Source organism: Micromonospora sp. SYSU B005, assembly GCF_055362685.1.
Window position 1 is genome coordinate 247,322 of sequence record NZ_JAXCFU010000003.1, and the last position, 14,451, is coordinate 261,772.

At 73.0% G+C, this 14,451-nt stretch carries 12 protein-coding genes; 4 read left to right on the forward strand and 8 right to left on the reverse strand.

Annotated features, from left to right (window positions below):
- Window positions 1-120 precede the first annotated feature (120 nt).
- The 3 genes from SM452_RS10360 to SM452_RS10370 are packed head-to-tail and all read left to right on the forward strand — an operon-like array spanning window position 121 to window position 3,676.
- Window positions 121-1,251 carry a DegT/DnrJ/EryC1/StrS family aminotransferase gene (locus tag SM452_RS10360; protein ID WP_262012242.1) on the forward strand — a complete coding sequence of 377 codons (1,131 nt, stop codon included), beginning with the start codon at window positions 121-123 and terminating at the stop codon, window positions 1,249-1,251.
- A complete protein-coding gene (locus tag SM452_RS10365; protein WP_262012241.1) occupies window positions 1,248-2,456 on the forward strand; it encodes a glycosyltransferase family 4 protein in 1,209 nt (402 codons plus the stop codon). The genes SM452_RS10360 and SM452_RS10365 overlap by 4 nt, the downstream gene beginning before the upstream one ends.
- Complete coding sequence (locus SM452_RS10370) at window positions 2,456-3,676, forward strand: glycosyltransferase (protein WP_262012240.1); 1,221 nt, start codon at window positions 2,456-2,458, stop codon at window positions 3,674-3,676. Before SM452_RS10365 ends, SM452_RS10370 begins: the two co-directional genes overlap by 1 nt.
- Before the next feature lie 54 nt (window positions 3,677-3,730).
- On the opposite strand, the gene SM452_RS10375 is transcribed toward SM452_RS10370, so the two are convergent.
- The 6 genes from SM452_RS10375 to SM452_RS10400 all read right to left on the reverse strand — a co-directional run bounded on the left by SM452_RS10375 (window position 3,731) and on the right by SM452_RS10400 (window position 10,436).
- Window positions 3,731-5,065 (reverse strand): glycosyltransferase, encoded by a 1,335-nt coding sequence (locus SM452_RS10375; protein WP_355507596.1) that lies wholly within the window; start codon window positions 5,063-5,065, stop codon window positions 3,731-3,733.
- 62 nt (window positions 5,066-5,127) lie between these two features.
- Complete coding sequence (locus SM452_RS10380; RefSeq protein ID WP_262012238.1) at window positions 5,128-6,426, reverse strand: lipopolysaccharide biosynthesis protein; 1,299 nt, start codon at window positions 6,424-6,426, stop codon at window positions 5,128-5,130.
- Between the two features lie 23 nt (window positions 6,427-6,449).
- Complete coding sequence (locus tag SM452_RS10385; protein WP_262012412.1) at window positions 6,450-7,730, reverse strand: O-antigen ligase family protein; 1,281 nt, start codon at window positions 7,728-7,730, stop codon at window positions 6,450-6,452.
- Between the two features lie 38 nt (window positions 7,731-7,768).
- Window positions 7,769-8,776: an SDR family NAD(P)-dependent oxidoreductase gene (locus SM452_RS10390; protein WP_262012237.1), complete on the reverse strand. Its 1,008-nt coding sequence runs from the start codon at window positions 8,774-8,776 to the stop codon at window positions 7,769-7,771.
- On the reverse strand, window positions 8,773-9,711 hold the full coding sequence (locus SM452_RS10395) for an NAD-dependent epimerase/dehydratase family protein (protein ID WP_463839795.1): 939 nt from the start codon (window positions 9,709-9,711) through the stop codon (window positions 8,773-8,775). Before SM452_RS10395 ends, SM452_RS10390 begins: the two co-directional genes overlap by 4 nt.
- On the reverse strand, window positions 9,708-10,436 hold the full coding sequence (locus tag SM452_RS10400; RefSeq protein ID WP_262012235.1) for a sugar phosphate nucleotidyltransferase: 729 nt from the start codon (window positions 10,434-10,436) through the stop codon (window positions 9,708-9,710). Before SM452_RS10400 ends, SM452_RS10395 begins: the two co-directional genes overlap by 4 nt.
- 150 nt (window positions 10,437-10,586) lie before the next feature.
- On the opposite strand from SM452_RS10400, the gene SM452_RS10405 reads away from it, so the two are divergent.
- Window positions 10,587-11,516, forward strand: a complete 930-nt coding sequence (locus tag SM452_RS10405; protein ID WP_355507587.1) for an NAD(+)/NADH kinase — start codon at window positions 10,587-10,589, stop codon at window positions 11,514-11,516.
- 6 nt (window positions 11,517-11,522) lie between these two features.
- Here SM452_RS10405 and pgm read toward each other — a convergent pair whose 3' ends face one another.
- A complete protein-coding gene (pgm, locus tag SM452_RS10410) occupies window positions 11,523-13,166 on the reverse strand; it encodes a phosphoglucomutase (alpha-D-glucose-1,6-bisphosphate-dependent) (protein ID WP_463839796.1) in 1,644 nt (547 codons plus the stop codon).
- Window positions 13,167-13,200: 34 nt separating this feature from the next.
- The gene (gene glgC / locus SM452_RS10415; protein WP_463839797.1) at window positions 13,201-14,433 is read right to left on the reverse strand and encodes a glucose-1-phosphate adenylyltransferase; all 1,233 of its coding nucleotides are present in this window, start codon (window positions 14,431-14,433) and stop codon (window positions 13,201-13,203) included.
- Window positions 14,434-14,451: the final 18 nt, after the last annotated feature.

The following is a 14,451-nucleotide window of genomic DNA, read 5'->3' on the forward strand; positions in this document are numbered from 1 at the left end:
GATGGTGTGCTTTTCGGCACGAACCCGGCGTACGCCATCACCCCTCGGCAGGTCGTCCGTTTTACCGTCCGTGACCCTTCGATGCCACGACTGTGATCCCACCGCGGGGACGGAGGCTCGATGACCGGCCGGATCTACCTGTCCCCGCCCGATGTCGGGCCCCTGGAGGAGTCCTACGTGCTCCGCGCGATCCGCTCGGGCTGGGTCGCGCCGCTCGGCCCCGAGGTGGAGGCGTTCGAGCGGGAGGTCGCGCAGCGCGTCGGGACGGCTCACGCCCTGGCCCTGAACTCCGGTACGTCCGCGCTGCATCTGGCCCTGCTCGCCCTGGGGGCCGGGCCGGGAAGCGTGGTGGTGGCACCGACCATGACCTTCGCGGCGACCGCGAACGCCGCCGTCTACACGGGCGCCGAACCGGTCTTCGTCGACTGCGACCCGGCGACCGGCAACATGGACGTGACCGCGCTCGCCGAAATGCTCGACCGGCTGGGCCGGGCCGGCGAGAAGGTCGCCGCGGTGCTGATCGCGGACATGTTCGGCACCTGCGCCGACTACGACGAACTGCTACCGGTGTGCGAGGCGGCGGGTGTGCCGGTCGTCGAGGACGCCGCGCAGGCGCTGGGCGCGACCTACCGAGGGCGTCCGGCCGCCTCCTTCGGGCGGCTCAACGCGCTGTCGTTCAACGGAAACAAGATCATCACAACGTCCGGCGGAGGGATGCTGCTCTCCGACGACGACGCGTTGCTCGCCCGCTGCCGACACCTGGCGACCCAGGCACGCGAACCCGTGCCGCACTACGAACACGTCGACGTGGGTTACAACTACCGGCTCAGCAACCTGCTCGCCGCCCTGGGGCGGGCGCAGCTGCACCGGCTGGACGGAATGATGCGGCGCCGCCGGCTGCTCCGCGAGCGCTACGCCAAGCTGTTCTCCGGCGTTCCCGGCGTCCGGCTGCTCGGCGACGGGGACGAGGGCTCGAACTGCTGGCTGACCAGCATCGTGGTCGACCCCGAGCGGACCGGATGGCCGGCGGCGGACCTGGGGGCGCACCTGGCCGCGCGCGACATCGAGACCCGGCACGTGTGGAAGCCGATGCACCGGCAGCCGGTCTTCGCCGGGTGCCGGTCGGTCGTCACGGGCGCCGCGGACCGGCTGTTCGCCCAGGGTCTCACCCTGCCCAGCGGTTCCGCCCTGGACGACGACCGGGCGGCGCGGGTCATCGGTGCCGTCGAGCAGTTCCTGGACGCCCGGTGACGGCCGGCGCGGGCGCGCGTCCGCTGCGGATCGTCGTCCTGCTGAAGACGGACCAGGGCGGGCTCTGGATCCTCCCCCAGGTCGAGGAACTGCGCCGCCGCGGCCACCAGGTCGTAGCGGTCCTGCCGCGCGCCACCGGGCGCCTGACCGGGGAACTCCGGCAGCGAGGCGTCGAGGTGCACGACTCGCCGTTCGACTTCCGCTTCCGGCCGCGCCCGTCGACGCTGCGGGACCTGTGGCGGCTCCGCCGCCTGATCAGCCGGCTCCGCCCGGACGTCCTCAAGTACCACCTGTACGCGTCCGCGCTCGCCGCCCGCTTCGCGAGCCTGCGCCTGCCGCTGCGCCGCGTACACATGGTGGCCGGACCGCTCTACCTGGAGTCTCCGCTGATCAAGATCGTCGAGCGGGCGCTGTGGCGGCTCGACCACGTCACCATCTGCGGCACCGGCCACACCTCCGGCCTCTACGGCGCACTCGGGTGTCCCGCGCCCCGGCGCCCGGTCGTCACCTACGGCGCCAGGGCCGCGCACTTCGCCGAACTCGAGGGCTCGGCCGGCCGGCGGGAGGTGCGCGCCAAGGCGCGCGCCGAACTCGGCATCGAGGAGGACGCGTTCGTCGTCATCATGGTCGCCTACGTCTATCCGCCGCGCCGACTGGTCCACAAGGGCCGCGGCATCAAGGGCCACGACGTGCTGCTGGCGGCCTGGCGGGAGTTCCGCGCCGACCACCCGGACGCCCGGCTGCTCCTGGTGGGCGCCGGTTTCTCCCCGGCCGGAGAGACACACCGGCGCGAGCTGATCCGGCGCTTCGAGATCGACCGGGATCCGAGCGTGACGTGGTTGACGTCGGTGTCGGACGTGCGGGACTGCTACCGCGCCGCCGACCTGAGCGTCAGTCCCTCCCTCTCCGAGGGGCACGGCGCGGCCTGCGAGGCGGGAGCCTCCGGGGTGCCCAGCGTCGTCAGCGACGCCGGCGGCCTGCCCGAGACCGTCGACGAGACGACCGGGTGGGTGGTGCCGCGCAACGACGTGCCGGCGCTGGTCGCCGCGCTGCGGAACGCCCATCGGGAGTTCACCGACGGCCGGCTCCGTCTGCGCGGTGAGCGGGCCCAGCAGTTCGCCCTGCGGCACTTCGCCGACACGGTGGCGGCCGCCGCCGTCGCCGATGTCGTGGAGGCCACCTGCCGGACCGGCGGGAGACCCTGATGCGGGTCGTGGTGACGTCGGAGTCACGCTTCAGCCGGACCCCGGACGGTGCGGTGTGGGTCGAGGCCGGCCCGGACCACACGATCTGGCGGCGGTACCTGGTCGCCTTCGAACGCGTACGCGTCGCCGCCCGGGTCCGAGACGTCGCGCAGCGGCCGGCGGCCGCCTCCCGCGTCGACGGGGACGGCGTCGAGGTCTGGGCGCTGCCGTACTACGTGGGGCCACGGGGTTACCTGCTCGGGCGGCGGGCGCTCGCCGAAGCGGTGACCGCAGCTGCGGAGCCCCGGGACGCCGTGGTGCTCCGGGTGCCGTCGCCGATCGGCGCGCTTCTGGCCCGGGCGCGCAGCCGGGCCCGCCTTCCGTACGCGCTCGAGGTGATCGGCGACCCGTACGACGTGCTCGCCCCGGGGGTCGTGCGGCATCCGCTGCGGCCCCTGCTGCGGACGCTGTCCACGCGCACGCTGCGCAGGCAGTGCCGGGAGGCCGCCGCGGTGGCGTACGAGACGGAACGGCGCCTGCAGCTGCGGTACCCGACGCTGCCGACCACGCCGACGGCGGGCATCTCCAGCGTCGACCTGCCACCCGCGGCGTTCGTCCCGCACGCCCGGCCGCTCCGGCAACCGCCGGCGGAGCCGACGCTGGTGTCGGTCGGCTCGCTCGAGCAGCTCTACAAGGGCATCGACACGCTCATCTCCGCGCTGGCGCTGATGCCCGCCGACGGGCCGCGGGCCCGGCTCGTGCACGTCGGCGTGGGCGCCTACCGGCCCCACCTGGAGCAGTTGGCCGCCCGGTCGGGCGTGGCCGGCCGGGTGAGCTTCACCGGCGCTCTCCCCGACGCCGAGGCGGTCCGCCGGACGCTGGACTCGGCGGACCTGTTCGTGATGCCGTCGCGCACCGAAGGTCTGCCCCGCGCGCTCATCGAGGCGATGGCCAGGGCGCTCCCGGCCGTAGGTTCGACCGCCGGCGGCATCCCGGAGCTGCTCGAACCGGACTGCCTGGTGCCACCCGACGACCCGGCAGCTCTCGCCGCCACCGTCACCGCGATGCTCGCCGCCCCGGACCGGCTGGCGACGGCCTCGGCCCGCAACCTCGGCCGGGCCCGTGACTTCTCCGCCGAGACACTCGACGCCCGCCGGGCGTCGTTCTACCGGACCGTCGCCGAGGTCGCCGCCGGCCGGCCGGACCGGCGGTCACCGGTTCCACTGCGGTCCGGACGCTGACGTACGGCGCCGGCGCACCTTCGAGGTGCGCCGGCGCCCTGCGGCCGGGACCGCTCAGTGCACGTGGTGTCCCGGACGCACGTCCCCTCGGGTCACGCCTCGGAGGATGTCGAGGTAACGGCCGAGCTGGTCCTCACGGAACAGTCCGTCGAGCGCGGTCGCCGGCACCGCCGGCACCCGTCCGGTCCGATCCTTCGCGGCCAGCCACTCCCGCAGCCGGGCCGCGATCGCGGCCGGATCGTTCGCCACGACACCCGCGCCGCGATCACGCAGCAGGCGTGCGGCCACGCCGTCCGCGAAGCCGAGCAGGAGGACGGGACGGCGGGCCTGGAGGTAGTCGAAGATCTTGCCGGTCATCGTGCCGGCGTCCCGGGGGTCGTTCCACATGAGCAGCACGAGCGCGTCCGCGTCCGCCTGGATCCGCCACGACTTCTCCGGCGAGACCTGGCCGAGGAGGGTGACGGAGTCGGTCACGCCGGCTCGTTCGGCGGCGGCGCGGACGATGCCGTGGTCCTCCCCCGCGAAGATCACATGCACCTTCGCGGCGTCCGGCCCGAGCAGGGCGATCGCGTCGAGGAGAGGACCGGGGTCACGCTTGCCCGGATAGATGTAACCGGTGTGCGCGAGCGTGAGTGTGCCGGACGGCACCTCGACACCGGCCGGGGCCGCGGGTGCGGGCCGGCGGTCGATGCCGTTCATGACCACGTGCGTCCGGACCCCGAACGTGCGGCGGATCGTCTCGGCCAGCGGCTCCGAGATCGTCACGCACGCTGCCACGGTACGCAGCACCCGGCGTTCCAGCCGCTCGTCGACAGCTCGGCGCAGCGGCGTCCGTACCCAGTGGTCGTTGCCGACGGACCACAGATCCCGGTAGTCCGCGACCCAGGGCACCCGGAACCGCCGGGCGAGCGTCGCGGCCACGACGAACCCGGAGAAGGGCGGGCCGGACACGAGGATGACGTCCGGGCGCCAGCCCGCCGCGAACCTGTCGAACTCGCGCACCGGCGGCCGGATCCAGTTGAGCTGCGGGTCCGGCAGCAACAGCTCCGTGCCGGCCCGGACCAGCAGCCGTCGGGCGCCCGCGCGGGTCCGGCCGAGCCGGGAACTCACGGGTGCCGGGCCGCCCGCCGCCGAGCCGCGCCCGCTGCCGCCGGGCCGGGGAAGCCGCGGTGCCGGTGCGATCCGGATCAGCCGGTCCTCGGGCACCGGGACGGGAGCTGCGCCCTGGTCCGTGCCGACGGCGGTGAGTACCCGGACGTCCCACCCCTGTCGCGCCGCGTACGCCGCGAGGGCGGCGGGGCGGCGGGCGCCGACGGTCTCCGCCGGTGGGAAGTGGTACGAGACGATCAGCAGGCGCGGAGCCGGCTCCGGGTAAGGGTCGTTCGTCATAACGGGGTAAACCATTCCTTCCGGTACAAGGACATGACGACGAGGAGCGCGGCAGGGCAGCCTCAGCTCTGCGGGACGAGTCGCGGCGCGGGACGAGGACGGCCGTGGTCGCGTCCGGCCGCCGTCACGACGCGCAGCGACATCAGCCACCCGACCCCGTACGCCAGCGCGCCGGACACCCCGAACGCCCACACCGCGGTCAGCGGTGACCCGCCGGCCAGCGCCACCACCGAGACGGCACCGGCCACCACCACGACCCGGCCCGCGTCCCAGACGAGCTGGAGAGCCTGGCGTTCGTACACCACGAGCGTCTGCGACAGTGGCGAGACGACGAGCTGAGCCGCCATGAAGACGGCCAGGGCCTGGGCGTAGACACCGCTGTTGTGCCACTGCGCGCCGAAGACCAGGCTGAAGGCCGTCGGAGCGCCGATCACGACGAGGAGCGCGCCGGGACCCGCGATCACTGCCAGCTTCCGGCTGGCGCCCAGGAAGACGCGCCGGCCGCCCCGCGGCTGTTCCCGCGCGATCCGCGCGATCTCCCCCAGGTAGACCTGCGCCACCGCGGAGGCCACGAGCGCGGCGGGCATGGCGATCATCCGCTGGGTCAGTCCCAGCCAGCCGGCCACCGCCGAGCCGTACCAGTAGGCGATGAGCAGCACCGGCAACTGCGTGCCGAGGATGTTGAGCAGGCCGGACGGAGCCAGCAGGAAGGGAAACCGCCGGTAACGGCGCGCCACCGCCAGCAGGCGAGGCCGCCGCCGAGCCGTCCGGGCGGTCGCGTCGCGTCCCCCGACGCCCCGGAGCAGGACCGCGGCGGCCGCGACCTGACCGAACCCGAAGCCGAGCGCCAGGCCACCGGGACGAAGCCCCGCCACCCCCGTCCCGACCTGGGTGACCACGACCGCCAGGGCCTGCAGAAGATTGCGCCGGCCGATCACACCGTAACGACGATGCCGCACCGCGAACTGGTTGAGCACCAGGACGACGCCCATCGCCGCGGCGGAGGGCGGCACCACCCAGAGCCAGTGGACCAGCTCGGGCTGACCGAACCAGGCGGCCACCCGGTCGCCCACCAGCAGGACCAGGACCGATCCCAGGATCGCCGTACCCGCAGCCGCGGCGAGACCGAGCCGCACCAGAGCCCGTGCGTCCTCCTCCCGTTCCGGCAGCGGAACCGCCATCTCGAACCGGAGCGCGGCCACCGTGCCCACGATCACCACCAGTGCGGCGATCACCGCGAGGACGCCGAAATCGACAGGGCGGTAGAGCCTCGCCAGCAACGGCGCCGCGGCCAGCGCCAGGAGCTGACCGCCGGCCGATCCGGCGGCGATGCCCACCACTCCGCGCCGCCCGCTCGACATGGCGAGCCGCCTGGCACGCCACCTCACCCAGGGACACCCGGCCGGTCGGCCGGCCGCGTCCGCCCGGCGCGGACCGGCACACCGGTGCGCAGCGTCGCGCCGGCCATCACGAGCACACCGAGAGCCAGTGCGGCGAAGAGCGGACGGCCCGCGTTCACGTCACCGGACGTCGACACCGCCACCACGTTGAACGCCAGCACCGCCAGGACGAACCCGGCGACCGGGTCACGCCGGGTCGCGCGCCAGAGCCCCGCGGCCACGACGAGAGTGGCCAGGATGAAGGCCCCGCCCACGAGCCAGCCCGCTTCGGCCGGCAACTCCAGCCAGAGGTTGTGCGGGTAGTTGTGCACCAACATGCCGGAGTAGTCGGACCAGTTGCCGTAACCGACCCCGCCCGGATGCTCGGCGATCATCGGCACGCTGACGTCACGCATCTCCGCCCGGGCGGTGCCGAACATCTCCTCGCTCGGGTCGACCAGGAGCGCGTACACCCGGGGCGGCAGCAGCGACGGCATGGCGATGACGGCCAGCACCAGGGCACCCATCAGGCCCACGCCGACCCACTCGCGCCGGCCCCGCCGGAGCTTGAGGCGGAACCCGGCCAGCACCAGGACGAAGAGGGCGACCACGGTGGCCAGGAGCGGCCCCCGGGAGCCGGTCGCGAACAGAGCGAGGCCGAGCAGCACCGCCAGGCCCGCCGCCCACCAGGCCGCCACCCGCTTCTGCAGGTAGAGCCAGGTGAGAGCGACGAGCGCACCCCCGATGGCCCGGGCCAGCCAGATCGGGTTGGAGCCGAAGCCGTCGGCCCGGCCGTCCTGCGGATCGCCGGCGAGCGTGGCGATCGCGAGCACCACCCCGGACAGCACGAACACGGCGGCGAACATCTCCACGTCACGTCGTCCGCGCAGCACCGCCACCGCCAGCGTGGCGAACATCGTCAGCGTCAGGAGCAGCAGGAACTTCTGCCGGCCGTAGTCGGTCTCCGGGGGGTGCAGGAAGCCCGGCAACGCGAGGACACCGAAGACCACCAGAACCCAGAAGATCACCGTGCGGGCCCGGGAGGACGGACGGAGGAGCTCGTGCAGGACCAACGGCACCGCGAGCACGACCGCGGCGATGAGGAATCCGCGGCCGACCTCACGCGTGAACTGGTCGAAATTGAGCAGCAGCACCACGGCGGTGGCGCGCAGCACCCCCGAGACGAGACCACCTGTTCGCCGTACCGGTGTCTCCGGCCGGGCGGGCCCGGCGGCGCCGCGAACCGTACCGATCGCCGACGACCGCCGGTTGTCCTGCATCACCATCACGTTCGAGCCTCCTGCGGCACCGAGCTGGGAACCCGTCACACCGCTCGGTCGGAGCGGTAGCGCGCGAGGTTGGCCGGATCAAGGAACCACTCGACAGTCGCCTTGAGTCCCTCGTCGATGCTCGTGGCCGGCTGCCAGCCGGTCCGCGCCCGGAGCAGGCCGGCGTCGCCGAGCAGGCGCTCGACCTCGGACTCCGCGGGACGGAGCCGGGACTCGGAGACCACCACCTCCGGCTGGACGCCGAACATCGCGGCGATCTTGCGCACCAGGTCGCCGATCGAGGTCTCCCGGCCGGTCGCGGCCTGGAACACGCCACCCACGACCGCCTCGTCGGGCGCGGTGCCGACGGCTCGGAAGGCCGCCACGGTGTCCGTCACGTAGAGCAGGTCGCGGGTGGTACGCAGCGCGCCGAGCCGGACCACCCCGCCGTCCTTGGCCAGTTGGCTGATGATGGTGGGGATGACCGCCCTGGTGGACTGGCGCGGGCCGTACGTGTTGAACGGCCGGAGGGTGACCACCGGCAGGCCGAAGCTGAGGTGGTAGCTCTCGGCCAGCTTGTCCGCACCGATCTTCGAGGCCGAGTACGGCGACTGCCCGCGCAGCCGGTGCTGCTCGGTCATCGGGACCGTGGTGGCCGTCCCGTACACCTCGCTGGTGGAGGTGACGACGACCCGGCCCACGCCGGCCGTCCGCGCGCTCTCCAGCACGTTGAGCGTGCCGGTGATGTTGGTGTCCACGTAGGACTGCGGTGCGAGGTACGAGTACGGGATGCCGCCCAGCGCGGCCAGGTGGTAGACGGTGGAGGCGCCGTCGACCAGCCGCTGCACCATTCCCCGGTCACGGATGTCCCCCGCCACGACCTCGACGCCCGCCAACTGGTCCGGGTCGAAGGTGTCCAGCCAGCCGTGCGATCCGGCGCCGTTGTAGTGCACGAGGGCGCGTACCGGGTGGCCCGCGGCGACGAGGGCCTCGACCAGGTGGGACCCGATGAAGCCACCGGCTCCGGTCACCACCACCGGGCCCCCGGACGAGTGTGCCGTCATGGTTCGCTCCTCCTCTGCGCCGGTCCGGCGGTGACCGGTACCGGGTCGGTTCCACGAGCCGGTGCCGCCTGACTCCACAGCGCACCGACCGAGTCGTACAGGTCGTGTTCGGGGGCCCATCCCAGGACCGAGGCGGCCCGGCCGACGTCGGCGCGCATCCAGCCGACCTCGGCGGAACGGGGGGACGGTGGGCGGTCCTCCCGGACGCGGACCGGCCGGCCGGCGACCGAGACCAGCAGGTGGACGGCGTCGCGCACCGGCACCGCCCGGCCGCTGCCCACGTTGAGGACACGGGCCCCGGGGGCGGTGACGGTCACGGCTCGCCTGACCGCGGCGGCCACATCCCGGACGTCGACGAAGTCCCGGTACGCCCCGAGCGGACCGGTACGCAGGTCCTCGCCGGGCGCGAGGCGGGCCAGCAGCGCTGCCACCCGGCCGAGCAGTGTGGTGCCGGGCATGCCGGGACCGACGGGGTTGAACACCCGGAGCACGACCGCGTCCGCCCGGCCGGCGGCGGCCGCCAGCTCCATGAGCCGGGTCGCCGCCGCCTGGCTCACGCCGTAGGCGCTGACCGGTTCCGGGCGAAGGTCCTCGGTAGCCGCGGTGCCGAACGGCACCGGACCGTACTCGGCCGCGGAGCCGAGACGGACCAGCCGTGCGCCGGGCGCGGCGTCGGCGACCGCGTCCACCAGCTTGGCGGTCGCCGTCGTGTTCGCCCGGACGAGATCCTCGGCCGCGCCGCTCACCGCGCCCGCGCAGCTGACCACGGCGTCCGGCCCGACCCGGTCGAGCAGCGCCCGCAACGCCTCCGGCGTCGCGGTGACCAGGTCGCACTCGCCGCGCGACGGGCACACCACCTCGACTGCGGTCGCCAGTTCCCGTCGTACGTGAGCGCCGATGAAGCCGGAGGCGCCGAAGAGGAGGACGCGCATCATGCCCCGGCCGGCGCGCCGGCGGGCAGGAGCACGTCCCGCAGCTCGGCGAAGCAGCGGTTGGCCTCGTCGTAGTCCTCGGGGCGGCCGATGTCCAGCCAGTAGCCGTCGAACTCGTAGCCGGCCGGTGGTTCGCCCCGGCCCAGCAGGTCCAGCACCAGCTGATCGAACCCGAACGGCTGCCCCGCCGGGTAGTGGGCGATGGTGTTCCGGGAGAGCCCGTAGACACCCATGCTCACCCGGTAGTGCAGGACGGGCTTCTCGGAGAAAGAAGTGATCTTGTCGCCGGCCAGCTCCAGGACCCCGAAGTCGATCTTCACGGTACGCCGGTAGGTGGCGACGGTCAGCGGTGCGCCCGATCGCGCGTGGGTGGCCAGCAGGTCGGCGTAGTCGAGGTCGGTGAGCACGTCGCCGTTCATCACCAGGAAGTGCTCGGGCAGGCGGTGCCGGATGCCGAAGAGCGGGCCGATGGTGGACAGCGGCCGGTCCTCCTCGACGTAGTCGACGGCCAGGCCGAACCGGGAGCCGTCGCCGACGAAGGCCCGGATCAGCGCGCCCAGGTGGTTGATCGCCAGGGTGACGTGGGTGAAACCGCGAGCCGCGAGCTGGCGCAGCACGATCTCGAGGATCGCGTGGCTCTCCCCGATCGGCACGAGCGGTTTCGGCAGCGTGGAGGTGTAGGGACGCAGCCGGACCCCCGCGCCGCCCGCCATGATCACAACATGCATCGACTCTCCACTCGTTCCCCACGCCCTACCTCGCGTCCAACGAGCCGGACCGGCACCCGGGTACGGAAATCACCTGTTCGGGGCACCTCCCCCGCTTCACGCCTCCGGGTAAGCCCGGCGGGTGGCACGCCGCTGTGATGAGCTGTAGCGGTGGCGGGTGACGTGCTGGGTCTGGTGCTGCACCCCACCCGGGACGTCTCCGAGGTGGTGGGCATCGTCGCGGACTGGGCCGCCCGGCACCGGATCACCCTGGCGGTACGCGCCGAGGACCGCGCCCGCGTACCGGCGGCGGTGGAGGCGATCGCGGCGGACGAGCTGGCCGACCGCGCCGACGCGCTGATCAGCATCGGCGGCGACGGCACCATGCTGGGAGCGCTGCGGATGGCCGTCCGCGACCCGAAGCCGGTGCTCGGCGTACACCTGGGCCGGGTCGGCTTCCTGGTCGAGGTGGAGCCGCCGGATCTGCCCCGGGCGCTGGAGCGGCTGGTGGAGCACGACTTCACCGTCGAGTCGCACGCCTGCCTGGCCTGCGACGTCTGCGGCGACGACGTGGTGGCGTTCAACGACATCGCCCTGGTCCGGCAGCCCGGCGCCGGGTTCGTCACGGCCACCCTGGCGGTGGACGGCCAGCGGTACGGCTACTACCGGTGCGACGCGCTGGTGGTGAGCACACCGAGCGGCTCGACCGCGTACAGCTACGCCGCCGGCGGGCCGCTGATCTCACCGGCCACGGAGGCGATGGTGGTGACGCCGTCCGCGCCGATGGCCGGGATCTCCCGCTCGGTGCTGCTCTCCGCGCACGAGACGGTGCACCTGGAGTTGCGGGCGGACTCGGCGCCGGTGGCGGTGGAGATGGACGGCCTGCTGATCCGGCAGGCGGCGACCGAGGGTTCGGTGCACATCCGGTACGTCAAGGACGCCGGCCGGGTGGTCCGTCTCGACCCGCGCCGCTACCAGGAGCGCAACCAGCTCAAACTGAGCCTGCTGGACCTGCCGCTGCTGCCGGACCAGTTGCGGGAGCTGTTGCCGGACGGGTTGCGGGAGCAGCTCAACCGCCGGGAGCTGCCCCCGCCCCGCTGAGCCGGGTCAGGCGGTGGCGAGCACGCCGTCGACCAGCGCCTTGGCCTCGTCCTGGATCCGGGCCAGGTGCTCCGGACCCTGGAACGACTCGGCGTAGATCTTGTAGACGTCCTCGGTGCCGGACGGGCGGGCGGCGAACCAGCCCGACTCGGTGGTCACCTTGAGCCCGCCGATCGCGGCGCCGTTGCCGGGCGCGGTGGTGAGGATCGCGGTGATCGGCTCACCGGCCAGCTCGGTGGCGGTGACCTGCTCCGGCGACAGCTTCGCCAGGACCGCCTTCTCCTCGCGCCCGGCCGGCGCGTCGATCCGGGCGTACGCGGGCGCGCCGAAGCGGTCGGCCAGCTCGGCCCAGTGCTCGCTGGGCGTACGGCCGGTGGTGGCGATGATCTCGGCGGCGAGCAGGCAGAGCAGGATGCCGTCCTTGTCGGTGGTCCAGGTGCCGCCGTCGCGGCGCAGGAACGACGCGCCGGCGCTCTCCTCGCCGCCGAAGCCGACGGTGCCGTCGAGCAGGCCGGGCACGAACCACTTGAACCCGACCGGCACCTCCAGCAGCGGCCGGCCGAGGTCGGCCGCGACCCGGTCGATCATCGAGGAGGAGACGAGCGTCTTGCCCACCGCCGCGGCCGGGCCCCACTGCTCCCGGGTACGGAACAGGTGGCCGATCGCCACGGCCAGGTAGTGGTTGGGGTTCATCAGGCCGCCGTCGGGCGTGACGATGCCGTGCCGGTCGGCGTCGGCGTCGTTGCCGGTGGAGACCGCGTAGTCGTCCCGGGCGGCGATCAGCGAGGCCATCGCGTTCGGCGAGGAGCAGTCCATCCGGATCTTGCCGTCGCCGTCGAGCGTCATGAACCGCCAGGTCGGGTCCACGAGCGGGTTGATCACGGTGAGGTCGAGGCGGTGCCGTTCGGCGATCTCACCCCAGTACGCCACGCTCGCCCCGCCCATCGGGTCCGCGCCGATGCGCACCCCGGCGTCGCGGATCGCGTCGATGTCCAGCGCGGCGGGCAGGTCGTCGACGTACCGGGCGAGGAAGTCGTACTCCCCGGTGGTCTCGGCGGCGCGCGCCCGCGCGTACGGGATGCGTTTCACCTCCTTGAGCCCGGCGGCGAGGATGGCGTTCGCGCGGTCCTGGATCCACTTCGTGGCGTCGGTGTCGGCGGGCCCGCCGTGGGTGGGGTTGTACTTGAACCCGCCGTCGGACGGCGGGTTGTGCGACGGGGTGATGACGATGCCGTCGGCGAGGCCGCTGGTGCGCCCCCGGTTGTGGGTGAGGATGGCGTGCGAGACGGCGGGCGTCGGGGTGTAGCCGTCGCGGCTGTCGCGCAGCACTGTGACGTCGTTGGCGGCGAGTACCTCCAGCGCGTCGGCCTCGGCGGGCGCGGAGAGCGCGTGGGTGTCCCGGCCGAGGAACAGCGGCCCGGAGAGGCCCTGTTCGCGGCGGTAGTCGCAGAGCGCCTGGGTGACCGCGAGGATGTGGTCGGAGTTGAAGGCGTTGCGCAGGCTGGATCCGCGGTGCCCGGAGGTGCCGAAGGAGACCTGCTGCGCCGGGTCGTCCGGGTCCGGGTGCTCGGCGTAGTAGGCGGTGACCAGCCGGGGCACGTCGACCAGGTCGTCGGGCTGGGCGGGCCGGCCGGCACGGGGGTGGGCCACTGCGGGATCCTCCTCGGGGAGACGGTGGGACTGCTCAGGGCTCGACGCGCTGGCCCTTGCCGATGACGACGATGCCGTTGTCGGACACGGTGTAGCGCTGGCGGTCCTTCTCCAGGTCGACGCCGATCTCGGCGCCCTCCGGGACGTGGACGTTCTTGTCCAGGATCGCGCGCCGGACGACCGCGTGGCGGCCGATCTGGACACCCTCCATCAGCACGGCGCCGTCGACGTGCGCCCAGGAGTGGACCTTCACCTTCGGCGCCACGATCGAGTTCTCCACCAGCGAGCCGGAGATCACCGAGCCGGGCGAGACCATCGAGCTGACCGCGCGGCCTACGCGCTCGCCCCAGGCGTGCACGAACTTGGCCGGCGGGTACGGCGGCTGCTCGGTGTAGATGGGCCACTCGAAGTTGTAGAGGTTGAACACCGGGTGCACGTTGATCAGGTCCATGTGCGCGTCGTAGAACGAGTCGAGCGTTCCCACGTCCCGCCAGTAGCCGCGGTCGCGGTCGGTGCTGCCGGGCACCTCGTTGTCCTTGAAGTCGTAGACGTTGGCCTCGCCGCGCTCGACCAGCATCGGGATGATGCTGCCGCCCATGTCGTGCTTGCTCGTCTTGTCCGCCGCGTCGCGCTCGACCGCCTCGCACAGCGCCCGGGTGGTGAACACGTAGTTGCCCATCGAGGCGTAGATCTCGTCCGGCGCGTCCGGCAGCCCCACCGCGTCGGTGGGCTTCTCCCGGAACGCGCGGATGCGCTTGCCGTCCTCGCCGACCTCGATCACGCCGAACTGGTCGGCCGTCGACAGCGGCTGCCGGATGCCGGCCACCGTCACACCGGCGCCGGAGGCGATGTGGTCGTCGACCATCTGCCGGGGGTCCATCCGGTAGATGTGGTCCGCGCCGAAGACGATCACGTAGTCGGGCTGCTCGTCGTTGATGAGGTTGAAGCTCTGGTAGATCGCGTCGGCCGAGCCGGCGAACCACCACGGGCCGCGGCGCTGCTGCGCGGGCACCGGCGTGACGTAGTTGCCGAGCAGCGTCGACATCCGCCACGTCTTGGTGATGTGGCGGTCCAGCGAGTGCGACTTGTACTGGGTCAGCACGACGATCTTGAGGAAGCCGGCGTTCGCCAGGTTGGACAGGACGAAGTCGACCATGCGGTACATCCCGCCGAAGGGGACGGCGGGCTTCGCCCGGTCGGTCGTCAGGGGCATCAGGCGCTTGCCCTCCCCGCCGGCCAGGACGATCGCGAGCACCTTGGCAGCCATGCTCAGACGCTAACGACC